Source organism: Exiguobacterium sp. s70 (assembly GCF_018618315.1).
Lineage (GTDB): Bacteria > Bacillota > Bacilli > Exiguobacteriales > Exiguobacteriaceae > Exiguobacterium > Exiguobacterium chiriqhucha.
Genome location: NZ_JACSLV010000001.1, coordinates 804,844 through 827,445, shown reverse-complemented (window position 1 = coordinate 827,445; position 22,602 = coordinate 804,844). Strand labels below are relative to the sequence as shown.

Below are 22,602 nucleotides of genomic sequence, written 5' to 3'. Positions count from 1 at the left end.
TAAAGCTATATATATACGTAAAGTAATATCCGACATACTCCTTTATTATACGATATTCGCCGATGATTCCCTATACCCCCCATAGACCTAGCTAGAAATGGGACACAACCGGGATAGTCGGACGGAATGCGTACGATTCTAGGAAAAAACACCTTCCTCGTAAATTAGAGGAAGGTGGTAGGATTAGAACAACGTATACGGGTTGACGCTATTGGCAGCCGTCGAGCTGCTGTAGACGTATTTATTTTTATGGATTTCGAAATGAAGGTGGCTTCCGAACGAGTTGCCGGTGTTGCCGACCGTTCCAATTTTCGCGCCTTTGGCGACTTTTTGTCCTTTGACGACGTTCAAACGATCCATATGGGCGTAGACGCTCGTGTACGCTTGACCGTTGATCGTGTGCGAAATCATGACGTGGTTACCGTACGCTCCATAGTTACGGGCGACGATGACTTCACCGTATGCTCCAGCTTGGACTGTCGTGCCTTTCGCGGCCGCCAAGTCGATGCCGTTATGGAACGTGTAGCCGTATTTGCCGCTCGCTGGGCCATACCCTTGCGTCAACGTGCCTTTCGCAGGAATCAAGAACTTGCCCGCTGTCGCTGTTTGGAGTGACGTGCTGCTATATTTTTTAACATATGTACTCGAGACGTATTTTGTACTGCCGTTATAATTGATTTTTGTCCATGAACCGGTCGCGCCGAGATAGGTGAACGTTTGGCCGAGTTTGGCACTGCCGACTTTTTGATAAGACGTCGATGGGCCGCTCCGCACGTTCAAAACATTCGTCGTGACTTTGACTTTATACGATGTAGCTGCCTCTACCGGTGTCGAAGCGGGAAGTGTCAAGCCGGAAACAAGAAGGGCGCCTAATGTGATCGTCATCAGTTGTTTTTTCATAGTATGGTAAATCCTTTCAATTATGGAACAATGCGACAGAACAATGATAATTACCTTATAAAAAAATTTTACCATCAAAAAATAGATTCTAATATGTCATTTATATTTCAAAAAAGTATAATCGTTATGAAAACGATTGTGTATTAGAGAAAATCCAGTCATATCAGCGAAAATGAGACATGCAACGTTTTGTTGGTAAAAGGATATATGCCTAAAATTCAAAAAAACTCCGATTTCTCGCTGTTTAGCTTTTGAAAAACAGGGTAATTTTAATTAGTTTAGCCTAGATAAAAAAAGGCTGATGAGAATCAATCTCTTTTGTCAGTTGTTTCCTTGAAATGCTTCGTCCCATACATAAGAAAAACCGAGGCATGTGCCCCGGTTTCACTTGCCTGCTCTTACTGAGAAGGCGTGACCACGTTCCGACAAACGTCTCGATTAAGGTGCCGACAGTTCTTCCTCGGTGACCCATTTATGGTTGGTCACTTCTTCGCCGGATTCTAACGTGAAGTCGACCATATAGACCGTCGTCGCTTCGACAGAATCGATGGTAGCAGTCGTTCCGCCCATACCGCTCATATGCTCGGCATTGACTTCAACCTCATCGCCGACCTCGTACGGGTCGTCCTGTGCACCTTCAATCTCTTCATGAATGATCCATTTATGGTCTTTGACGCGCTCGCCTCCGTGCATCGGGTCGTACGAGATACTGTAGGCGACCGTATCGTAGGCGCCGACGATGGTCGCTTCCGCGCCTTCCATGCCAGGCATATGGGCCTCTGTGATGACGGCCGTGTCGCCAACCGCGAACGTCGGGTTCTCTGCTGACTTCAAGCCTTCGGGGACGTCACCAGACCCGGACATATCCATTCCTGAATGGTCGTTCCCGTCCATCGTCTCTTCCATTTGATCATTCATGTTCGTATCATTATTCGTCGTGTCGTCTTCACCACAAGCAACGAGTAAACCGCTCAGTGAGAGTGCCATCGTCATCATTCCGAGTTTCTTATTCCATTTCATTCATATTCCCTCCAAGTAAAGTGTGATTAGTCTACTTTCAATTGTCCCATCATCCCGTTTTCTTCATGCTCCAGGATGTGGCAGTGATACATAAACGTCCCTGTCTCTCGAAACGTCATTTCAATGTTCACTTTCTCGCCCGGTGCGACGGCGACCGTATCTTTCCAGCCACGTTCGTTGTCAGGCGGAGGCTTGCCGTCCCGTTCAAGTATCCGGAATTGGACGCCATGGACGTGGAACGGGTGGGTCATCCCGCCCATCATGTCTTCTCTGTTATAAATTTCCCACACCTCGGTCGAGCCTTGCCGGACGTTAATGTCAATCCGGTCAGGGTCGAACTGTTTGCCGTCAATCGTCACCATATTGCCCATCCCGAACAACGTGAGCCGGCGATCGGTCTCGCTCGCCTCGTTAGCGACAGGGGCTTCCGTGAAAGCATCCGTCCAGTCGCCATCTTGCTCGATGTGGTCACGCACCGTGAACGTCGTGAACGGGATTCCGTCCGCTTGAAGAGCGAGGTCGTCCTCGAGCGACAAGTCGGAAAAGTCGATTAAAATCTCGGCCCGTTCACTAGGTGTGAGCGTCAACGTCTCAAGCGAAACCGGTTGGTCGAGCAACCCGCCGTCAGTCGCGATTTGAGTGAACGCCTCCCCGTTCGATAGGGAGAAGTCGAGATTCCGGGCGTTAGAGCCGTTGACGAGACGGACGCGTAACGTGTTCGTCGTCACGTCGAACGTTGTATTGATCGCTCCGTTCGCAATCAACGTATCACCGACCGTCCCATCGATGTTCATCTGGCGGTCGTAATCGAGTTGTCCGTCGGCTGTGAAGAGACGGTCTTGAACGATGAGCGGGATGTCATCAACACCGTATTCATTCGGCAACCCGGTCTCCGCTTGGTTCGTCACGTACAAGAGTCCGGCCAAACCAAGGTATACTTGTTCGGCCGTCGCGCCCATCGGATGCGGGTGGAACCAGAGTGTGCCCGGTTCTTGGTCGATATCGAGACGAACTTGTCTTTGTTCACCCGGGGCAATCGATTGATGGGGTCCGCCGTCGTCGGCTCCCGGGATGACGAGACCGTGCCAATGGAACGAGGTCGGTTCATCGAGCTGATTGATTGTATTGATATAGACGGTCTTTCCAGCTGGTAATTCAATCATCGGTCCGAGCAAATTCCCATTATAGCCGAGCGTCTCGGTACTGACACCTTGATTGAAAAATCGGTGCTCGCCACGTTCGGTACGAACCGTATAATAGAGCGCCTCGTCCGTGACACGGTCAGGTCGTAGCCGTTCCGGGATGGGGAGTCGTTGATTCGGTTCGTTCGACGCGACGAGCTCGACGGTACCCCCACGTCCCATCCCGCCGTTGCCATGCATCATGCCACCATCGTTTCGATCTCCCATGAATGAACCGTTGCCCATCATCCAGTTTCCAGGAGCAAACGTGAACAAAAGCAAGAACAATCCAATCACGATACTGACTATACCCATCCCAATGACCCATTTCGTTACGCGGTTCATAAGGCATCATCCTTTCGGTTAAAAGCGAGAGCCTATTTAGTTATACCAACAAGTTATGAAATATTTGTTAAACGGAAAACAAGTTTTTATATACTATATAGGGGTATATGGTATACATAGGAGGTGGTCAACGTGGAACATTCACACCACGCGTCATCTCATCATGAACACGGGGAAGCGCATGACTCGCACGCCGGCGGACATGAAGGGATGATTGAAGAGTATAAGCGTCGATTTTTCGTCTCGTTAGGGCTGACGATCCCGATTCTCATCTTGTCAGATATGATTCAAGAGTGGGCCGGTTTCGAACTCACGTTTCCTTATGAAAAGGAGACGCTGTTCGTGTTGGCGACGATTGTGTACGTCTACGGAGGGTGGCCATTTTTGAAAGGGAGCATCGATGAATTGCGTCAACGAAATCCGGGGATGATGATGCTGATTGGACTTGCCATCAGCGTCGCGTACTTCTACAGTGTTGCCATCGTGTTCGGATACGGGCATGGGCATGACTTCTTTTGGGAGTTGGCGACGTTAATCGTCATCATGTTGCTCGGGCACTGGATTGAGATGCGCTCAATCATGGGTGCGTCGAACGCGTTGCAACAGCTCGTTCGTCTATTACCGAGCGTGGCACACCGCATCAACGGGAGTGACATCGAGGACGTTCCCGTCTCGGCGCTCGCTGTTGGGGATTTGATTCTCGTCAAACCGGGCGAGCAGATTCCTGTCGACGGGGAACTGCTGAAAGGGCGGACGACGGTCGATGAGTCGATGTTGACCGGTGAATCGATGCCTGTCGAAAAAGAGACCGGGGATGTCGTCATCGCAGGATCAATCAACCAAGAAGGTAGCATGACGATTTCGACGACAAGCACGGGAGAGAGCACATACTTGGCGAAAGTCATCGACTTGGTCAAAGAAGCGCAGGAGTCCAAATCGAAAACGCAAAACCTAGCCAATCGGGCCGCCAAGCTCTTGTTTTATGTCGCCGTCGGATCGGGAGTTCTGACGTTCGCCATTTGGGTCGCTCTCGGATATCCGGTCAGTATGGCTGTCGAACGAATGGTCACCGTCATGGTCATCTCATGTCCGCACGCGCTCGGTCTCGCGTCTCCGCTCGTCGTGGCGGTCTCGACAGCCCTGTCGGCGAAACGTGGACTGTTGATTCGGAATCGGACCCAATTCGAAGAGGCGCGTCATCTCGATGCAGTCATTTTCGATAAGACGGGAACGTTGACGCAAGGCGATTTCGGGGTGACGGACATTGAAGCCGCATCTTCTCATACAGAAGAGGACGTGTTACGTCTGGCCGCCGCGGTCGAGACGGTCTCGCAGCATCCGCTCGCACGAGGCATTCTTCGGGAAGCGGAAGCACGCAAGTTGACGTTGCCTGAAGTCGTCGATTTCGCTTCAATCACGGGTGTTGGATTAGAAGGACAGGTAGAGGGAGGTCACGTTCAAGTCGTCAGCCCCCGCTATATTCGGGAGTATGAGCTCTCAATTGACGAAATGGCGTTCGACCGATTATCGGCCGCCGGGAAGACCGTCGTCTTCACGATTCGTGACGGGGAGTTGGTCGGTATGATCGCCTTGGCGGACATGGTTCGCGATGAAGCGAAAGAGACGGTCCGAGCGTTGAAAGACAGGGGCGTCCGTTCGATCATGCTCACTGGTGACAACCGAAAAGTGGCCGACTGGGTGGCGGCGCAACTTCATATCGAAGAAGTGTACGCCGAAGTGTTGCCGGATGATAAATCAAGGCAAGTGCAAACCGTCCAAGCCGACGGCAGCAAAGTGGCGATGGTCGGGGACGGCATTAATGATGCACCGGCTTTGGCCCAAGCGGACGTCGGCATTGCCATCGGGAGCGGCACCGACGTCGCCGTCGAGACGGCTGATATCGTTCTCGTCCGGAGCAACCCGAAAGACGTGCTGTCGATTCTCGACTTGTCTCGCAACACATACAACAAGATGATTCAGAATCTGTGGTGGGCCGCCGGCTATAACATCGTCGCCATCCCGCTCGCGGCCGGTGTGTTGGCCCCAATCGGCATCATCTTGTCACCGGCCGTCGGTGCCGTGCTCATGAGTCTCAGTACCGTCATCGTCGCGCTCAATGCCCGGACGCTCAAGCTTTAACAATTCTTTCATCTTTGGTCTCTATAATGAGGAGGATGCTAAAGATGGAGGGAACTATTATGAAACGAAAGCTATTCGTACCGATGTTTTTGACGACTGTATTTCTTGCCTCGTGTGGGGGTGCGACACCAGCGAGCGAGTCGAAGGAACCGGTCACGGAAGAAAAAGAGGCGTCGACGGAACAAGTGCCGGACCGCTGGACAGCGACAAAAACAGGCATCGTGGTCTCGCATATCCACGGTGCCGGCTTTTGGCCAGACGGGCGTCCGGTCATCGCGACGCATACGGGACTGATGGAATTCAGAGAAGACGGCTGGTACGAATTGTCGTCGAACCGTCACGACTACATGGGCTTCGAGCTCGTCAAAGACGGATTCTATGCGAGTGGTCACCCGGCACAGGATTCACCGTATAAAAATCCGCTCGGTGTCGTCCGTGGGACCGATAAAGGGGAGACGCTCGAGATTCGCTCGCTAGAGGGCGAGGCTGATTTTCACTACATGAGTGCGGGCTTCGAATCCGAGAGCCTCTACGTGTATTTAGAAACGGCGACGAGTGAACTCGAACCAGGTTTTTATCGGTCGCTCGACGGTGGTACGTCGTTTGAGCCGATGAAAATGGACGGGATCGAAGGTCGAGACATCGCCGGCATCACGGCCGATGCGAGCGAACCGAAACGCGTTTTCGTCTATGGCCCGGACGGCATCCTCGTCTCGAGCGACGGGGGAGACACGTTCGAGTCGTTCAACAATCAAGGAAATATCGTCATGATGGCCGCAGCAAAGGGGCAACTGGCGTATATCGCTAAAACAGGTACCTCGTTCGATCTGGTGGTCTCGGATTTGACCGACGAGACGGAGACTACCGTTGAGCTGCCCTCGCTGAACGCGGACAGCGTCCCGATCGAACTGGTCAGCCAAAACGGGCGATTTTTGCTAGCGACATCGGATAACAGTGTGTACGTCTTTGAAGACGAGGAATGGACGCAACTGTTGCAAGCAGGGAAAGTGAAATGAAAAATATCCGGCGCCTGAGCTCAGGTGCCGGATATTTTTAATGGAGCGGAAGCGTGATGGTGAACATCGTCCCAGATGAATCAGAGGCGACGGTCAACGTACCATCATGCAACCGGATGATTTGATGGGCGATGGCAAGCCCGAGTCCACTGCCACCCGTACGACGGGAACGTGATTTTTCGACCCGGTACAGGCGATCGAAGATGTGAGGCAGATCTTCTTGAGGGATACCTTTCCCATCGTCTTGAATCGTGAAGTGAAGTGCTTCATCCGTAAGTTGCATATCGAATCGGACGTGGCGTGCCTCGCTATGTTGAATCGCGTTGTGGGCGATGGAGCGGAACACTTGTAAGATGCGATGTCGATCTAACTGTAAGACGACGTCCTTGGAGGAGCAATCGGTGCTACTAGCAAACGCGATCGGTGTCACTCGGAACATCGTGGTGAGCACGCGTTGCAAATCGTCACAGAGCGCATCGACGGCCACGGGTTCGCGATGCAACGTGAACGTATTCTCGTCCAACTGGGCGAGCTGGAACGCGTTCTCGACGAGCTCGGTCAACGCTTGGCTCTCTTCGAGAATCGTCTGAATCGACTGTTCTTTTAACGACTCTGGCGTCTGCGGTTTGGATGCGATTTCGGCATATCCTTGCAGATACGTGAGCGGCGTTTTGATCTCGTGAGCGAGGTCGGACAAGAACTGGTTTCGTTCTTTCCGGAGACGATCCAGTTCAAGCGACATCGCTTCAATTGAACGGGCCAACTCGCCGATCTCATCTTCTCGAGACGTCGGCAGGGTCAACGTCTCGGGATTCGTCAAGACATCCTCGGTCGCTCGGCGCAACAGCTGAATCGGGTTTGAAATCAACCGGCTTAGCAAGACGAACGTCATGATGGTGATGACGAGGGCGATGCCGGTGATATAAAGAAACCGGAGTTGGAGCCGATGGCTGATGCCATGAATAATCTCGGTCGGTAGAAACATATACACATACCCGTAACGGGTGTCATTTTCCATCGCATCAATCGGGGTCCGTACTGCGAGATACGGTTCGTTCTCCCAATCGTCTTCGAGGATGGTCGTCACATCGGCATCCCCTCGGTCCGCTTCCGTTTGGACGAGCACCGAGAGCGGGTCGGGGAAGCGGTTGGATGTCTGTAGAATCGAGTGGTCGGGAGCGGTGATGGCGACTTTCGTATCGGTCTCGCTCTCCATCGTCGCGACGTGGCCAATCGTCTCTTCATCAAAACTCATCGCCAGTACGCTCGCATGGCTTTCCGCTCTCGATTCGAGCCGGTCGATTTCTTCGACAACACGTTCACCGAGGAGCGTATGGTAGAGCAATAAGAACAAGACGCCTTCAATCAATAACGTCGTCAATAAAAAGACCAGGCTGATTCGGAACGGGAGGCTATTACGTCGGAATGTCATGAGTCCGACCGCTCCTCGGTCCAGCGATAGCCGCGTCCCCACACCGTCTTCAAATAATCGTCAATCGGGAAGCCGGCCTCACCGAGTTTGTCGCGAATCATGCGGATATGGGCATCGACCGTGCGCGGGTCCGACTCGGACGAGTAGGGCCACACCAAGTCGTATAAATCCATCCGGTTGTATAGCCGGTTCGGATGTTGCAAGAACAGTTTCAAAATGGCCGTCGCTTTCGGCGTCATAACGACTTCTTGTTCTCGATAGAGGATCCGTCCGCTCGCTTCCTCATAGCGCAGCTGTCCGTAGTTCACATTGGTGACACGGCTCCGTCGCAACACCGCACGAATCCGGGCCAGGAGCACATTTCCTTCGAACGGCTTCGTGACATAATCGTCGGCACCTGCGTCTAACCCACGGATTGTGGTCTCACTGTCCGAGCGGGCCGTCAACAAGACGACGGGCAGTTCGGCATCGAGCGCCTTGATTTGGCGGCACAACGTGATCCCATCGACGCCGGGCATCATGATGTCGAGCATCACCAAGTCCGGACGTTCGGAAATCCGTTCCATCGCTTCTCGTCCGTCAGCGGCCTCGATACAGGTGTAGCCGTCGCCTTCTAAGAATAAGCGGAGCAACCGTCTCATTTTCATTTCGTCATCGACAATCAAAATTTTCATATGTGGTCCTCCTATGATTCTGAGCCGTCTCGTCTACGTAACGGTTTCGAGAGAAGGGGAACGTTCTCCTTGTCCCTCAGGGCAGTTCGGGCGATTGAAGAAAGCGTCGGACGAGTGCGGGTTCGTCGAACGGCACGGCCGCGTCTCCGATGCGCTCGACGCGGTCATGCCCTTTCCCGAATAAGACACCACAGTCGTAGTCGTCCATCCGTTCGCAGAAGAACCGGATGGCTGCTTCGCGTTCGTCGAAACGTGCAAGCTCGACAGATTGTCCCGTCGCCAAATCGTCAAGGATTTGTTGCGGATCTTCGTGACGTGGGTCATGGACCGTCAAAATCATATCCGCGCCTGAAGCAACGACGACCTCTGTCATGATGTTTCGCTTCACTCGGTCACGTTCGCCGGCAGCACTGAGCAGCACGAGTACACGAGGGTAGCGGGCCGTCAATGCCGTCACGACTTGTTTGATGGCGTCCGGCGTATGTCCATAGTCGATATAGACCGATTGTTCGATTCCGGTCACTCGTTCGAGGCGTCCGCTCGGCAACGTCAACTTCTTAACATGAGGAAGGACCTCTGCCAACGGAACCCCGGTTTGCAGGACAATGCTGATGGCGCACAACGTGTTATCGAGGTTATAGTCCTCATAGAATGGGAGGGGAGATTGGACCGCTTCGTCACCCAATTCGAGCATGAACTGCTCGTCTTTTCGATGCCCGACCAAGTCCGCGGCAGTCGACTGACGGCTGAACAAAAACGAGTTGGCGGCGGACGGTGCCATCGACAACATGAGCGTGTGATGCGGATCATCTTCATTGACGATCCCACATCCAGACTCCGTCAACTGTGCAAACAACTGGGCTTTCGTATAGGCGTACGTCACCATCGTCCCATGATAGTCCAAGTGATCGTGGGACAGGTTGAGGAACGAAGTCGTCTCGAACTCCAAGCCCGCAATCCGTGCCTCCGCGATGGCCTGAGACGAGACTTCCATCAGACAGTCGGTGACACCTGCCTCGACCATGGCGTGAAGGTGGCGATTGATCGTCAACGGGTCAGGCGTCGTGTTCGGTGTCTCAAACGTCTTCCCGGCGTACGTGATGCCGAGTGTGCCGATGAGTCCGGCTGACATGCCGACGTGATCAAACAATTGATGGGCGAGCGCCGTCGTCGTCGTTTTTCCGTTCGTCCCGGTGACGCCATGCAGACGAAGTCGCGTCGAGGGATGGTCATAAAACGCACTGGCGAGTTCGGCGAGGGCATGTTTCGTATCTTTACAATAGATGACAGGTACCCGGGCCTCAATCGGACGTTCGGCGACGATGGCGACCGCCCCGTTATGAATCGCCTCGTTCACGTAGTCATGGCCATCATGGCGATAGCCTGAGATACAAACAAATAAAAAATTTTGTTTAATTTCTTTTGAGGAGAAGGAAATGCCCTCAATCATCGTTTCGGCAGGGTTGTCTAAATACGTCCATGTCACGAGCTGTTTCAGCTCTGTCAACAGGTCTTGCAAGGTTTTCAACACTTCGAATTTCTCCTTTGTCGGCAAAGTCCATTTTGACAGTATAGCCCTTGTTTGTGAAAAAGAAGTGAAATGAGACAGGGGCGCATGTCGCGAGCGAGTCGTCGATGTTTTAACGGAATTGGATTAGGCAATCGATTATGTAGACAGACCATCAGAAAAGGAGGAGTAGACGATGAAACCTTACGCAAAATTCGGAGTGATGATTCTCGTGTCGACATTCCTCATGTATTGGCTCATGTATTTGAACGTGTTCCAACTCGACCACGTCTTCTTCAGTCAGACACGCTTGTATATGGCGCTCATCATGGGATCGGTCATGGCGTTCGTCATGTTGCTGTTCATGTGGGGCATGTACAAAAATAAGAAGTTGAACGCCATCATCTTGAGTGTGAGCGCGCTCGTGTTCGGGCTCTCGCTATGGCTCGTCCGGAGCCAGACGACGGTCGATGACGTCAGTTGGATGAAAGCGATGATCCCGCACCATTCGATCGCCATCTTGACGAGCGAGCGGGCCGAGATCGAGGATCCGCGCGTGAAACAGTTGTCGGAAGACATCATTGAAGCACAGCGGCGTGAAATTGAAGAGATGAAGCGGTTGATTGAAGAGTTAGAAAAAGAAGAAGAGGAAGCTGCAAAAGAAGCTAAATCGACAACAACAGCGACCGAGTGATACGGTCGCTGTTGTCATATGTCGGGATGAAGTTGGGCCTCAATCAATGCGACGGCGATTGTCAGCGCCTGGATGCGCCGGTTGGCGAGTGTCAGTTGTGACTTGTAGCGCTCAGGGGAGTCTTTCGCCTCGAGCGTCGTCACCGTCTCTTGCAGCTTGTGGAGAATCGAATCGATTTGACGTTTCGCCTCTGTCAGTTCTGTCGTTGAATAATCCATAGGTCCTCCTAGATGGGTTTTCTTCAGTATACATAAGAAAAACCGAGGCGATTGCCCCGGTTTAGCGTATTTGCGGTATATATTTTCTAGTACGGCGGTTTGTCGAGCGCGGTGCGACGAGGAAGAAGATTCCTAACATCACACCGACCCCAAGTCCCCAAAGACTGTTGAACAAAAGCATCAACACGATCCCGAAGACGAGTCCAATACTCACATCACCCATACGGTCAAACATTTGTAACCACCTTTTCTGTGTTTGCTAGACTAAAGGTTTACCCACAATTGAGAAGTGAACCACCTGGGAGGCTAGCACATCTCCCTTTTGTTATACGTGATTTTTCTGACCAGGTTTCGTTTTATAGAAACTATAGACGACACTGATCAAGATGACGAGGACGATTGCGCCAAGCGACATCCAAATCGGCATTTTGTATACGTCGCCCAATACCATCTTCGCTCCGATGAAGACGAGCATGAAGCTGAGCCCGTGCTTCAAGTAGTAGAAACGGTCAATCAAGTTGGCGAGGACGAAGTAGAGGCTACGGAGTCCAAGAATCGCCATGATGTTCGCGTAGAAGATGATATACGGGTCACGCGAGTAGGCGAAGCTGGCCGCGACCGAGTCGACGGCGAAGACGATATCCGACAGCTCGATGAAGATGAGCGCGATGAACAGCGGTGTGAAGAACAGTTTGCCGTTGATGCGTTTCGTGAACTTACCAGACGAGATGTCTTGCGTGATGGGCAAGCGGCGTTCGAGCCAACGAATCGTCTTGTTCTCCTCGAGCGACTCGTCCTTACCGATGTTCTTGAACATCATCCATCCTGTATAGATGAGGAAGGCACCGAACACGTAATAGACCCAACCGAAGTTCTCTAAGAGCGAGACGCCAGCCACGATAAAGACGGCCCGGAAGAAGATTGCCCCGAGAATGCCCCAGAACAACACCTTATGCTGATACTTGAGCGGAATCGCGAAGTAGGCGAACACGAGCGAGAAGACGAACACGTTATCGATGGCGAGTGCCTTCTCGATGAAGTAGACGCTCGCATATTCTGTCGCGACGGTGCTGCCTTGCGAGTAGAACAACCAACCGCCGAACGCGATGGCGATCCCGATCCAGACGAACGTCCATGTCCATGCCTCACGGAGCGAGACTTCGTGTGCCTTGCGGTGGAACACCCCGAGGTCAAGCGCGAGCATGAAGATGACGAGTGCCAAAAAGGCGATGAGTAATGTCAACAATAATTCCTCCTTTTTAAGTTCGTGTGAACTCTATATGTTTAATTTAAGGTCATAAGAACTTAAAGTCAAGAGGGTAAACTGCGATTCCACAAAAAAACACTCCGAATCGATTTCGGAGTGTGCAAACTTAACGCTGTTCAGAGCGACGTGACCAGATGACCCGGACGATGAAAGCGCCTAGTCCGAGAAGGATGACGGCGAGGACGCCATACATGACATGCGAATACGTCTCGATATGGCCGAGCCACACTTGCCAATTCTCCCCGACGTACACGCCGACAAAGATGAGCACCGTGTTCCAAATGAGCGTCCCGAGTGTCGTCAGCATCAAAAATTTGACGAACGGCATGTTCGACATGCCGGCCGGAATCGAGATGAGGCTACGGACGACGGGGACGAATCGACCGAAAAAGACGAGTTTCGGTCCAAAGCGGTCGAACCAGCGATCGGCCATGCGGACGTCATCCACTTTCAAATAGAGACGTTTGCCGTAACGCGCGACCCATGACTCGAGACGCTCCTTGTCGAAAAATAATCCGACGCTATACAAAACGATGGCTCCGATGACCGCACCGACCGTCGCGGCGAGAATCATCCAGACGGGTGTAAGCGTGGTCGTTGTCGTGAAGAAGCCGCCGAATATTAAAATGAGCTCGGACGGGATAGGTGGGAAGACGTTCTCGATAAAGATGAGGAAGAGCACGCCCCAATAGCCGAACTGCTCAATCATTTGTTGAATCCATTGTTCCATGAATCGGTTCTCCTTGCGTATTGTGACATCTCTGTCTACTTTACCCGACGGCAAGGAGCACGCCCATACGACTTGAGGTTGAATTTTGACTCAAATCGCACCGACGACCGCGTGTGGGATGTACGGTTCTTCGAGCGAAGCCATCTCTTCTTTTGTCAACGTGACGGCCAACGCACCGACCGCCTCGTCCAAATGACGCTGCTTCGTGGCACCGACGATTGGCGAGGTGACCGTGTCTTGTTGCAAGAGCCAGGCGAGGGCGACTTGTGTCCGGGTAATTCCCCGCGTCTCAGCGATTGCGGCGACCCGCTCGATGATGAGCCGGTCGGCGTCCATCGTCGCGTCATACTTCGAACGTTGAATCACGTCCGTCTCAGAGCGGTGGGTCACGGTCGACACGTCGCGTGTCAGGCGCCCCGAGGCGAGCGGACTGTACGGTGTGACCCCAATTTTCTCTTCCCGGCAGAGCGGCAGCATTTCACGCTCTTCTTCACGGTAAATCAAGTTCAAATGGTTTTGCATCGACACGAACCGGGTCCAGTTGTTTCGTTCCGCCACGTGGAGCGCTTTTTGGAACTGCCAGGCGTACATTGCCGATGCACCGATATAGCGGGCCTTCCCGGATTTGACGACGTCATGGAGCGCCTCCATCGTCTCTTCGATCGGTGTGTCATAGTCCCAGCGGTGGATGATATACAGGTCGACGTAATCGGTGCCGAGCCGTTTCAAACTATGATCGATTTCCGACAGAATCGCCTTCCGCGACAAGCCGCCACCGTTCGGACCGTCGTGCATTCGACCGTGAACTTTTGTTGCGAGAACGATCTCGTCCCGGTTCGCATAATCCCGAAGCGCACGTCCGACGTATTCCTCGCTCGTGCCTTTCGAGTAGATGTTTGCCGTGTCAAAGAAGTTGATACCGAGGTCGAGTGCTTGTTTGATGATCGGACGGGTCGCCGCCTCATCGAGTACCCAGTCATGAATCCATCGGTTCGCGTCGCCAAAGCCCATACAGCCGAGACAGAGCCTTGAGACATCGAGTCCCGTATTGCCAAGTTTTACGTATTCCATGAAAATGCCTCCTTCAAAGTTGATACGTGGAGAGGAACCGTTCGAACTCATCCACGGTGCTGTCGTCGTTGACGGTCAATCGTAATTCGGTATGGGTGCCGATCGGAAGCGCTAGCGCCTCGACAAGTGCCTCTGGCGTCGGTTCAAGTCGGAATGAATCGAGCCGAATCACCACGTTATGGGCAAGTGCGAAATGCGCACAACGGGTGAGCAATGTCGCGAAGCCACGTTCGACCGTCACGTGATACGTCTTTTCCATGTCGATTCCCCTCCTTTGCCACCAGTATGACGCGAGATGTGGGGCGGGCGTTAGCGCGTTCATGTCGTGTTTTTGCCTAATCCTCTCAACAGGTTGGACAGGGCTCGTCCAAGAAAACGATCTGCCGTATACTGAAGGGGAGAATCCAGAGGGAGGGTGAACGACATCGAGACACGACTGCAACTGATTGACGTCATCACACGACATATACCGGGGGACGGGGTGCATCCGACGATCGTCCCGGCGATGACGTTCATTCATGAATCGATGGTGACCGAACCGATCACACGCGTCAATGAACCGTCATTTTGCCTAATCCTGCAGGGGGGGAAAGAGATGTTGTTCGGTGACGAACGGCTCGTCTACGAGGGCGGGCATTACCTCGTCGCTTCGGTCGACTTGCCTGTGACGGGACAAGTGACGAAAGCGAGCGCAGACGTCCCATACGTGGCGTTGAAACTCGAGTTGACGATTGACGACTTGATCGATGCCGTCGGGCACGTCGAGCTGACCGAGCCGCGTGAACCGAAACGAGGCATGTATATCGCCGATGCCGACGAGGCGTTGTTCGATGTCGCGCTCCGTCTCGCTCGTCTCGTCGACACACCGGATCATGTGGCACTCGCGCCGCTCTATAAGCGCGAGCTCCTGTATTGGGTGGCGCAAGGGTCGAACGGGGAGATGCTGCGGCAGTTGGCGTTCGAGGGGAGTCAGGCGTTCCGGATCAAACGGGTCATCGACCACATCATCGCGAACTTCAACGAGACGATTCGGAGTGAAGAGTTGGCCCGCATCGCCAATATGAGCGTCTCGACGCTCCACCGTCATTTCAAGGAAGTGACGGCGATGAGCCCGCTCCAATTCCAAAAACAGTTACGGCTCCAAGAGGCGAGACGGCTGTTGCTCATGCAGGCGACGGACGTTGGCGAGGCGGCGTTCCAGGTCGGCTACGAGAGTCAATCACAGTTCAGCCGCGAGTATGCCCGGTTGTTCGGGCTGTCGCCACGGGCCGACGTGCGGCAACAACGACAGCTTTGACAAACGAAATGCGCGAGCGGTATGCTTGAGGGGAAAACGACATACATCAGGATTGTTACTGGATTGCCAGGCAAAACCTAAACTGGGCGCACGTGTTGCGTCTGGTTTAGGTTTTTCTTGTGTTCAGGACAAAAAAAGGAGGATATTATGCGACATATCATCTTTCTAGACGTCGACGGCACGCTCGTCGATGACCACGGCAACATCCCGGAATCGGCCAAAGAGGCCGTCCGCCAGGCGCGACAGAACGGCCATCTCGTCTTCTTGTCGACCGGGCGCTCGAAGGCGGAGCTGTTTTCGGACATTCTCGACGTCGGCTTTGACGGCATCATCGGGGCAGCCGGCGGCTACATCGAACTCGAGGAAGAAGTGTTGTACCATCAACAAGTCTCCGTCGATGATTTGAGCCACCTCATCTCCTTCTTCACGGAACACGGCATCGATTTCTATCTTGAGTCGAACGACGGCCTGTTCGCCGGCGGCAACGCCAAGGCACGGGTGGCGACGATGATTGACGAGTTGATGGCGAACAATCCGGAGGCGAGTGCGACAATCGAGCGCGGCTTGAAACCGTTCCATGACGCAATGATGGAAGGGGTCGACCTCGTCCGTCCCGACGTGAACAAAATCTCGTTCCTCGGCTCATCCGTGCCGCTCGACGTCATCCAACAAGAGTTCGCATCCCGCTTCACCGTCATCCCGAGCACGGTCGCCGTATTCGGGGCCAACAGCGGGGAGCTGTCCATCCCGGGCGTAAACAAAGCGACGGCGATTGCGACGCTGCTCGAACATCTAGGTCTCGAGCGAGCGCAGACGTTCGCCTACGGGGACGGGTTGAATGACATCGAGATGCTTGAATACGTCAAGGTCGGTGTCGCCATGGGCAACGCCAAACCCGAGGTCAAGCGTGTCGCCGACGACGTGACGGATGCGTGTGATCAGGACGGGCTTTCTAACAGCTTCAAAAAGTATCGACTCATCTGAAAAAAAGCCAAGCAACCTCTCTTCAGGTTGCTTGGCTTTTCGTGGCGACGTCGTTCACGACATCGGCGAGGGTCACGTGCTTCAATACGGACTCCATCGCTGATTGGGCGTGGATGAAAATCGGTTCGATTGTGGATTGGATATGTTGGCCGACGGGGCACGCCGGGTTCGGGTTGTCATGGATACTGAACAACTCGTTCTCCTCGACGACACTGACGGCGCGATAAACGTCATAGAGCGAGATCTCGTTCAAGTCTTTCGTCAGTTTGGCTCCGGCGACGCCAGGCTTCACTTCAATCAAGTCGGCCTTCTTCAACATGGCCATGATTTTTCGGATCAAAGCCGGGTTCGTGTTGACGCTGCCGGCCAAAAAGTCAGACGAGGTGACGCCGTCCTGATTGACCTCGATCAACGTCAAGATATGAATGCCGACCGCGAAACGGCTACTGATGGACATAGGCCACCACCTTTCTGCACAACCATGTAAGCGAATTGGTTACATCCTTAGTATAACAGGGAACAAACAATTGACAAACGAAGAAGCTGTAACTATGATGATTACATGTAACTGATTTAATTACAGGTTAAAAGGAGGAAATGATTTATGAAATACTTAGTCACAGGTGCAACCGGAAAACTCGGTTCGAAAATTGTCGATGTGTTGCTCAAGTCGGTACCCGCAGGTGAACTCGCGGTCAGTGTCCGCAACCCTGAAAAAGCAGAAGCACTGAAAGCGAAAGGCGTCGATGTGCGACACGGCGACTTCGACCAGCCAGAGACACTCGATGAAGCGTTCAAAGGTGTCGAACGGCTGCTCATTATCTCGGCGGACGGGGACAACGACACACGCATCCGTCAACATGCGAACGCCGTCGAGGCGGCCGAGCGCGCAGGCGTATCGTTTATCGCCTATACGAGTCTCGCCGACGCGACAGAGAGCCAAAACTTGATGGCACCGCCACATGTCGAGACGGAAGGCGCAATCGAGCGGACGGGGATCCCGCACGCGTTCTTGCGCAACAACTGGTACTTAGAAAACGAACTTGGCAGTATTCAAGGTGTGCTCGCCGGCGCACCTTGGGTAACGGCGGCCCGTGACGGGAAGGTCGGTTGGGCGCTACAAGAAGATTACGCTGAAGCGATTGCGAACGTCCTGATGGCGGACGATTTCGAACAAGACATCTTCGAATTGTCAGGTCCGCTCCATACGCAAGCCGAACTCGTCGAGGCGCTCAGTGAAGTGCTCGGGCGTGAAGTGACCCTTCAAGAAGTGAGTAACGACGCTTACGCTGGCGTCATGCGCGGCGCCGGGGTGCCGGAAGGAGCGATTCCGATCGTCGTCGGCATTCAAGACAGCATCCGCAATGGCTCGCTCGAGGTCGAGTCGAACGATTTCGAGTTGGTGCTCGGTCGTCCGGTGACGCCGCTCAAAGAGGCGCTTCAAAAGCTCGTATCAACGTTATAAACGATAGTGACGTCACGTTTTCGATAATTGAGAACGTGACGTTTTTTGATGAATATTAGTGATTTGTCTTCACATATTTGTGCACACGTCATCCCCATCCGGTATACTAACAATAAATGGATAATCATAGATGTACATAGGAAGGATCGATCACATAAAAAACATGATGTTTCTAATGGCCGTTGTCCTCGGATTAGCAATACTTTTCGGGTTGAGATATGAATTCAATGTCATCGGGGATATGGGATTTAGAATCGCGGCCATCCTTATGCTCGTATCGGTACTCGTCATTCGGTCGACTGCAAAAATTTCATTCTTCAGCCATTCATAAAAACAGACCGCGAATCCACATTCGCGGTCTGTTTTTTAGTTCGCTCGGGCTTCGAGCTGACCGGTCACATCTTCTAACGTGCTCGCGGTCGAGGCGAGGCGATCCGACATGTGGCTCAACTCTTTTTGGATGGCGACTTGTTCTTCGGTCGCGGCGGCGACGTGCTGAATCTGTTGCTGCAGTTCGCTCGCCGCTCGTTTTGTCGTCGCAAGGCGCGTCTCGAGCGTCTCCATCTGAGACGTCACGCGTTGACGTGTCTCTTGAATCGAACTGATTTGACCGTCGATTTCGGAGACATCTTCAGTCAAACGATGGAAGACGGCCGTCACGTCGGCCGAGACGGTTTGACAGTTCTCGGTCGCGCGTTTGAATAACTGTGCCGAATCGCGGACGACAATCGTATCGTCCATCAGTCCACCGAGAACGCGGGTCATCTCGGCTGCATAATCTCGGGACTGGACGGCGAGCTTGCCGACCTCAGAAGCGACGACGGCGAAACCACGACCGGCATCACCGGCCCGTGCGGCTTCAATCGAGGCGTTCAAAGCCAGCATGTTCGTCTGGTCGCTGATTGTCTCGACGTGCTGCAGGATGGCTTGAATTTCGGTCGATCGGTTCGACATCGTCGTGACAACGCGTTCGAGTCGTTCCGATTCGCTAATGATTTCTTCGACTTTCGCCTCCATCCGTCGCATGTCGCCGTCCCCGGCGATGGCGTCGGCCGCAATCCGTGACGAAGCGGCAGCTGTTTGGGCCATCCGTTCTTGGATGAGCGCCGTGAGGGAGCGAATCGATTGAATTTCCTCGGCCCCGTGGTTCATCGACGTCTCTTGCTCGGTCGCGTGGGCGACGATCGGATCGACGGTGACGGCGATTTGTTCCCCGGACTGGAGCGACTGGTTGGCTGCCGTCTCGAGTTCGGTCGCATGTGTCTTCAATGTCATGACGAGTTGACTGGCGTCGGTGACGGCTTGCTGTAACAGACGGTGCGTCTCATCTTCCTGTACTTTGACACGCGACGACTCGAGGTTACGGAAGTGAATCTGCGCGATAAGCACGGCGCTCAGTAGGATGAGATAGATCGCATGGACGAGCAACAGGCTGAACGGATAATCGGCCGTCCCGCAAATGATTTCAGGAACCAAGAAATATCCAGCGAGATGTTGCACGGCGAAGATGACCGTACTGTAGACGATCAAATCGATGCGGCGCATGAACGACAAAATCGCCAAGACGACGAAAATCGAGAAATGATATTCGACGAGCCCTTGCCCACCGGCGACGGTCGAGATGCTCGCGAACGTGAGCGTCAGCATCATCAAGTACGGGAAAAGATGTGGTTTTACGCGCTGGCTGACGACCATGGCGATCAATAGTACGATTGGGACTGCAAACAGGACCCATGTCGCGATGGGATATGCGTAGCCGACGGCACCGTTTCGGAGCACGGTGTACGTATAGGCAAAATCCGTGAAGCGGTGGAGCAGATGGACGATAACAGACGTCAAGACGATGACGAACGTGGTGACGAGCATCAATTGATTGCGTTTCGTAGAACTCATATAGATTCCTCCTGGTGATGGGTCAATATAGCTACTAGAGTATCGTCCGATTGGCACGAATGTTTATCGTTTTTACACGCCGAAGCAAAAAAAAGAGAAGCGGATGCGCTTCTCTAGTCTGACGTGAGTCCGAGCCACCGTTTGACGGGTTCCCGGAAATAGTAAGTGACACCAATCAACGTGACGAAGACGAGGGCGGCGATGACGACCAAAGTGATGCTTCCCGAGGCGAGACTCGCCCCGAGAAAACTGTAGGCGAGCGTCCCTGGAATCATTCCGAGGACGGTCGCGAGGATAAACGACCGGAACCGGACCTTAGCAATCCCGCCCGCGTAACTGAGCAAATCGAAGCTGACGAGCGGGATGAGCCGCAAGACGAACACGTATAGGAAGCCACGTTGCTCCATCTGCGTGAACAGCTTCTCCGACCATGGATAGCTCTCGACCTTGAGCACGGACCTGCCGAACAGTCGGGCCATGACGTAACCGGTCACGGCCGCCGCCGTCGCCCCGAACAGGATGTAGAGGACACCCGGCCACACCCCGAAGGCGAGACCGGCCCCGAGTGACAGTACCGAAGTCGGCAAGAAGATGATTGGGCCAATCGCATAGATAAGGAAAAAGACGACAGGACCCCACCAGCCGAACGACAGGACGATGTCACGGATATCGGATGGACGGAGTTCATAGTGGAAATGAGTGATGTAGAAGATACTCCCGAACACAATGAGCATGAGACTAAGTTTGAGCCAGCGGGGCACAGATTACGCCTCCTTTCCATCAGTTCCTTTTGTTTATCGTATCGCATTCCGTCTCCAAATGAAGGTGAGCCAGCTTACAAATGGGTCGGCAATGTGCGATTGTGCTCAATAGGGTGGCTAAAAATGGAAACATAGGTCAACGCATGTGCCGAGGGACTTCATTTTGAAGCTCTTTCCTACGATAAATCAGGTAGGGAGGGATCATCGTGAAAAATTTGAAGATGTCTAAAAAACTGACAGTACTGATCAGCGTATTCATCGCGACACTCGTTCTCGTCGCAGCACTCAGCCACGTCTTCATGGGACGCATGGCCGATGCGGGAGAATCGATTTATGAAGATCGGTTATTGCCGATTCGCGCCCTCGGTCAAATCCGGACGGATAACCGTGCCTTGGACGGGTATTTGCTCGAATTGATGCTGACGACGGATGCGTCTCGAAATGAAGAACTAGAGGCAAGTATCGAGGAACGGCGTGACAGCATCGGGACGAACCTCGAACTGTTCAACGAGACGTTCGCCTCAACAGATGCCGAGATGCAAGGTCGAGTCGAAGACTTGAATGCCGAGATTGCAGCCTATCTCGAAGGGACCGAGCTCGTGCTTCAGCCGGTGCTTCGGAATGAGAACACGGCGGCCTATCGCGTCTATATGAGTGACTTGCGACCGGTCCGTCAAGACTTGGTCGAGACGGCAACGGTCGTCATGGACGGCATCAATCAAGAAGCCGAGACGGCAAGCACGACGATGCAGAACGAGCGGACGGAATCGGTCACGTTGTTCTGGGCGCTTGTCGCCATCGGGGCACTCATCTCAATCGGGCTCGGCGTCTACATCACGCGCCTCATCGTCCGTCCGGTCCGTGAGTTGAATGGACTCATGAGCCGTGCCGGAGCCGGTGATTTGACGGTCGACAGCACGTACACGTCGCGTGACGAGATTGGTTCGCTCGCCAACTCATTTAACGAGATGAAAGATAGTCTTCGCGACTTGATCGGCAACGTCACGGCGACAGCCGGTCGCGTCGCGACGTCATCGGACGATTTGAAATCGAACGTCGAAGAGACGACAAAAGCGACCGAGATGGTCGCCGTCACGATGGAAGAGATTGCATCCGGTTCGGTCCGTCAATTGACGCGTGTGAAGGAATCGAACAGTACGCTCACCGAACTGACGAATGGGATTCATCACGTCTCAAATAGCGCCCAACACATGACCGAACTGTCAGACGGGGCACTTCAAAAAGTCGGGACCGGCAACGAGTTGATTGAGACGCTCGAGTCCCAGCTTGAGGCGATGAACGAGAAAGTGAAGGCGTTGCAGACGGTCATCGGCCAACTCGACGTCCGCTCCCAAGAAATCGGCAGCATCACCGGTACGATCTCCGGTATCGCCGAACAGACAAACTTGCTCGCCTTAAACGCGGCCATCGAAGCGGCCCGGGCTGGCGACCAAGGACGCGGATTCGCCGTCGTTGCCTCAGAAGTCCGGAAACTTGCTGAAGAGTCGGCGATCGCGACGAAGCGAATCTCTGGTTTGATTGGAGATACGCAGACGGAGACGAAACAAGCCGTCCAGACGATGCATGTCGTCGAGAGCGAGATGGGCCATAGCGTCACGAACGTCCAACAGGCGGGCGTCGCATTCGAGGACATCAAGCGGGCCATCGAAGAAGTCGGTCAAAAAGTCGAGGAAGTGTCAGGTTCTGTCCAAGAGATGGCGGCCGGTGCGACCGAGATTTTGAGATCAGTGAACGAGATTCAAGGCATCACGGAGACGACGGCGACCGATACCGAGAATACGTCGGCGGCGACGGAAGAACAGATGGCGTCGATGGAAGAGATTACGGCATCGGCCCAAGAGTTGTCGAACATGGCAGACGAGATGCGCCAAATGACAAAACGATTTAACGTGTAACGAACAGGCAGGTCGCCATCGACCTGCCTGTTTTTGTGAATTCTGTTCTATTACCACACTTCGTTTCGAACTTCGTTTTTAAGAAACAGAGC

The 22,602-nt window shown here is 53.5% G+C and carries 21 protein-coding genes; 7 read left to right on the top strand and 14 right to left on the bottom strand.

The annotated features are described in order from the left end of the window. Positions 1-183: 183 nt before the first annotated feature. The 3 genes from KNP84_RS04105 to KNP84_RS04095 all read right to left on the bottom strand — a co-directional run bounded on the left by KNP84_RS04105 (position 184) and on the right by KNP84_RS04095 (position 3,446). Positions 184-885 carry a peptidoglycan DD-metalloendopeptidase family protein gene (locus tag KNP84_RS04105; RefSeq protein ID WP_353047990.1) on the bottom strand — a complete coding sequence of 234 codons (702 nt, stop codon included), beginning with the start codon at positions 883-885 and terminating at the stop codon, positions 184-186. Between the two features lie 453 nt (positions 886-1,338). After that, positions 1,339-1,920: a YdhK family protein gene (locus KNP84_RS04100; RefSeq protein WP_215114334.1), complete on the bottom strand. Its 582-nt coding sequence runs from the start codon at positions 1,918-1,920 to the stop codon at positions 1,339-1,341. Between the two features lie 26 nt (positions 1,921-1,946). Next, on the bottom strand, positions 1,947-3,446 hold the full coding sequence (locus tag KNP84_RS04095) for a multicopper oxidase family protein (RefSeq protein ID WP_251131118.1): 1,500 nt from the start codon (positions 3,444-3,446) through the stop codon (positions 1,947-1,949). Positions 3,447-3,728: 282 nt separating this feature from the next. Here KNP84_RS04095 and KNP84_RS04090 point away from each other — a divergent pair, with 282 nt between their 5' ends. Next, complete coding sequence (locus tag KNP84_RS04090) at positions 3,729-5,585, top strand: copper-translocating P-type ATPase (RefSeq protein ID WP_483299375.1); 1,857 nt, start codon at positions 3,729-3,731, stop codon at positions 5,583-5,585. Positions 5,586-5,644: 59 nt separating this feature from the next. Further along, the gene (locus tag KNP84_RS04085) at positions 5,645-6,601 is read left to right on the top strand and encodes a F510_1955 family glycosylhydrolase (protein WP_215114333.1); all 957 of its coding nucleotides are present in this window, start codon (positions 5,645-5,647) and stop codon (positions 6,599-6,601) included. A 37-nt stretch (positions 6,602-6,638) separates the two neighbouring features. Here the strand turns inward: KNP84_RS04085 and KNP84_RS04080 are convergent, their stop codons facing one another. The 3 genes from KNP84_RS04080 to KNP84_RS04070 all read right to left on the bottom strand — a co-directional run bounded on the left by KNP84_RS04080 (position 6,639) and on the right by KNP84_RS04070 (position 10,238). Beyond that, the gene (locus KNP84_RS04080) at positions 6,639-8,033 is read right to left on the bottom strand and encodes a sensor histidine kinase (protein WP_215114332.1); all 1,395 of its coding nucleotides are present in this window, start codon (positions 8,031-8,033) and stop codon (positions 6,639-6,641) included. Next, positions 8,030-8,707: a response regulator transcription factor gene (locus tag KNP84_RS04075; protein WP_021066180.1), complete on the bottom strand. Its 678-nt coding sequence runs from the start codon at positions 8,705-8,707 to the stop codon at positions 8,030-8,032. Before KNP84_RS04075 ends, KNP84_RS04080 begins: the two co-directional genes overlap by 4 nt. Before the next feature lie 76 nt (positions 8,708-8,783). Next, positions 8,784-10,238 (bottom strand): UDP-N-acetylmuramoyl-L-alanyl-D-glutamate--2,6-diaminopimelate ligase, encoded by a 1,455-nt coding sequence (locus tag KNP84_RS04070; protein ID WP_215114331.1) that lies wholly within the window; start codon positions 10,236-10,238, stop codon positions 8,784-8,786. A gap of 172 nt (positions 10,239-10,410) precedes the next feature. Here KNP84_RS04070 and KNP84_RS04065 point away from each other — a divergent pair, with 172 nt between their 5' ends. Beyond that, positions 10,411-10,908 (top strand): DUF305 domain-containing protein, encoded by a 498-nt coding sequence (locus tag KNP84_RS04065; RefSeq protein WP_058764755.1) that lies wholly within the window; start codon positions 10,411-10,413, stop codon positions 10,906-10,908. Between the two features lie 14 nt (positions 10,909-10,922). Here the strand turns inward: KNP84_RS04065 and KNP84_RS04060 are convergent, their stop codons facing one another. The 5 genes from KNP84_RS04060 to KNP84_RS04040 all read right to left on the bottom strand — a co-directional run bounded on the left by KNP84_RS04060 (position 10,923) and on the right by KNP84_RS04040 (position 14,453). Continuing rightward, a complete protein-coding gene (locus tag KNP84_RS04060; protein ID WP_021066183.1) occupies positions 10,923-11,126 on the bottom strand; it encodes a hypothetical protein in 204 nt (67 codons plus the stop codon). Positions 11,127-11,451: 325 nt separating this feature from the next. After that, on the bottom strand, positions 11,452-12,369 hold the full coding sequence (locus KNP84_RS04055; protein WP_058764751.1) for a TerC family protein: 918 nt from the start codon (positions 12,367-12,369) through the stop codon (positions 11,452-11,454). A gap of 130 nt (positions 12,370-12,499) precedes the next feature. Beyond that, positions 12,500-13,123 carry a DedA family protein gene (locus tag KNP84_RS04050; protein ID WP_021066186.1) on the bottom strand — a complete coding sequence of 208 codons (624 nt, stop codon included), beginning with the start codon at positions 13,121-13,123 and terminating at the stop codon, positions 12,500-12,502. Positions 13,124-13,213: 90 nt separating this feature from the next. Continuing rightward, the gene (locus tag KNP84_RS04045) at positions 13,214-14,194 is read right to left on the bottom strand and encodes an aldo/keto reductase (RefSeq protein WP_214835692.1); all 981 of its coding nucleotides are present in this window, start codon (positions 14,192-14,194) and stop codon (positions 13,214-13,216) included. Positions 14,195-14,207: 13 nt separating this feature from the next. Then, positions 14,208-14,453 carry a hypothetical protein gene (locus tag KNP84_RS04040; RefSeq protein ID WP_021066188.1) on the bottom strand — a complete coding sequence of 82 codons (246 nt, stop codon included), beginning with the start codon at positions 14,451-14,453 and terminating at the stop codon, positions 14,208-14,210. Positions 14,454-14,609: 156 nt separating this feature from the next. Between KNP84_RS04040 and KNP84_RS04035 the strand changes: the two genes are divergently transcribed. Together KNP84_RS04035 and KNP84_RS04030 are read left to right on the top strand one after the other, a co-directional pair. Beyond that, on the top strand, positions 14,610-15,491 hold the full coding sequence (locus KNP84_RS04035) for an AraC family transcriptional regulator (RefSeq protein ID WP_029594733.1): 882 nt from the start codon (positions 14,610-14,612) through the stop codon (positions 15,489-15,491). Positions 15,492-15,638: 147 nt separating this feature from the next. Continuing rightward, the gene (locus KNP84_RS04030; protein WP_207391688.1) at positions 15,639-16,475 is read left to right on the top strand and encodes a Cof-type HAD-IIB family hydrolase; all 837 of its coding nucleotides are present in this window, start codon (positions 15,639-15,641) and stop codon (positions 16,473-16,475) included. Between the two features lie 22 nt (positions 16,476-16,497). Here the strand turns inward: KNP84_RS04030 and KNP84_RS04025 are convergent, their stop codons facing one another. Beyond that, a complete protein-coding gene (locus KNP84_RS04025) occupies positions 16,498-16,932 on the bottom strand; it encodes an Rrf2 family transcriptional regulator (RefSeq protein WP_029594735.1) in 435 nt (144 codons plus the stop codon). Between the two features lie 147 nt (positions 16,933-17,079). Between KNP84_RS04025 and KNP84_RS04020 the strand changes: the two genes are divergently transcribed. Further along, the gene (locus tag KNP84_RS04020) at positions 17,080-17,940 is read left to right on the top strand and encodes an SDR family oxidoreductase (protein WP_215114330.1); all 861 of its coding nucleotides are present in this window, start codon (positions 17,080-17,082) and stop codon (positions 17,938-17,940) included. 366 nt (positions 17,941-18,306) lie between these two features. Here KNP84_RS04020 and KNP84_RS04015 read toward each other — a convergent pair whose 3' ends face one another. Both KNP84_RS04015 and KNP84_RS04010 read right to left on the bottom strand, forming a co-directional pair. Beyond that, positions 18,307-19,833: a methyl-accepting chemotaxis protein gene (locus KNP84_RS04015; RefSeq protein ID WP_215114329.1), complete on the bottom strand. Its 1,527-nt coding sequence runs from the start codon at positions 19,831-19,833 to the stop codon at positions 18,307-18,309. A gap of 113 nt (positions 19,834-19,946) precedes the next feature. Then, positions 19,947-20,594 carry a TVP38/TMEM64 family protein gene (locus KNP84_RS04010; RefSeq protein ID WP_021066195.1) on the bottom strand — a complete coding sequence of 216 codons (648 nt, stop codon included), beginning with the start codon at positions 20,592-20,594 and terminating at the stop codon, positions 19,947-19,949. Positions 20,595-20,800: 206 nt separating this feature from the next. On the opposite strand from KNP84_RS04010, the gene KNP84_RS04005 reads away from it, so the two are divergent. Further along, positions 20,801-22,510 carry a methyl-accepting chemotaxis protein gene (locus tag KNP84_RS04005; protein WP_215114328.1) on the top strand — a complete coding sequence of 570 codons (1,710 nt, stop codon included), beginning with the start codon at positions 20,801-20,803 and terminating at the stop codon, positions 22,508-22,510. The last annotated feature ends 92 nt before the right edge of the window (positions 22,511-22,602 follow it).

What these genes read in the sequence shown, in the direction of transcription:
- KNP84_RS04075 (WP_021066180.1), bottom strand. Translation starts at nt 8,707, where the DNA reads ATGAAAATTTTGATTGTCGATGACGAAATGAAAATGAGACGGTTGCTC.
- KNP84_RS04085 (WP_215114333.1), top strand. Translation starts at nt 5,645, where the DNA reads ATGAAACGAAAGCTATTCGTACCGATGTTTTTGACGACTGTATTTCTT.
- KNP84_RS04020 (WP_215114330.1), top strand. Translation starts at nt 17,080, where the DNA reads ATGAAATACTTAGTCACAGGTGCAACCGGAAAACTCGGTTCGAAAATT.
- KNP84_RS04030 (WP_207391688.1), top strand. Translation starts at nt 15,639, where the DNA reads ATGCGACATATCATCTTTCTAGACGTCGACGGCACGCTCGTCGATGAC.
- KNP84_RS04045 (WP_214835692.1), bottom strand. Translation starts at nt 14,194, where the DNA reads ATGGAATACGTAAAACTTGGCAATACGGGACTCGATGTCTCAAGGCTC.
- KNP84_RS04015 (WP_215114329.1), bottom strand. Translation starts at nt 19,833, where the DNA reads ATGAGTTCTACGAAACGCAATCAATTGATGCTCGTCACCACGTTCGTC.
- KNP84_RS04025 (WP_029594735.1), bottom strand. Translation starts at nt 16,932, where the DNA reads ATGTCCATCAGTAGCCGTTTCGCGGTCGGCATTCATATCTTGACGTTG.
- KNP84_RS04100 (WP_215114334.1), bottom strand. Translation starts at nt 1,920, where the DNA reads ATGAAATGGAATAAGAAACTCGGAATGATGACGATGGCACTCTCACTG.
- KNP84_RS04090 (WP_483299375.1), top strand. Translation starts at nt 3,729, where the DNA reads ATGATTCAAGAGTGGGCCGGTTTCGAACTCACGTTTCCTTATGAAAAG.
- KNP84_RS04060 (WP_021066183.1), bottom strand. Translation starts at nt 11,126, where the DNA reads ATGGATTATTCAACGACAGAACTGACAGAGGCGAAACGTCAAATCGAT.
- KNP84_RS04105 (WP_353047990.1), bottom strand. Translation starts at nt 885, where the DNA reads ATGACGATCACATTAGGCGCCCTTCTTGTTTCCGGCTTGACACTTCCC.
- KNP84_RS04080 (WP_215114332.1), bottom strand. Translation starts at nt 8,033, where the DNA reads ATGACATTCCGACGTAATAGCCTCCCGTTCCGAATCAGCCTGGTCTTT.
- KNP84_RS04050 (WP_021066186.1), bottom strand. Translation starts at nt 13,123, where the DNA reads ATGGAACAATGGATTCAACAAATGATTGAGCAGTTCGGCTATTGGGGC.
- KNP84_RS04040 (WP_021066188.1), bottom strand. Translation starts at nt 14,453, where the DNA reads ATGGAAAAGACGTATCACGTGACGGTCGAACGTGGCTTCGCGACATTG.
- KNP84_RS04095 (WP_251131118.1), bottom strand. Translation starts at nt 3,446, where the DNA reads ATGAACCGCGTAACGAAATGGGTCATTGGGATGGGTATAGTCAGTATC.
- KNP84_RS04065 (WP_058764755.1), top strand. Translation starts at nt 10,411, where the DNA reads ATGAAACCTTACGCAAAATTCGGAGTGATGATTCTCGTGTCGACATTC.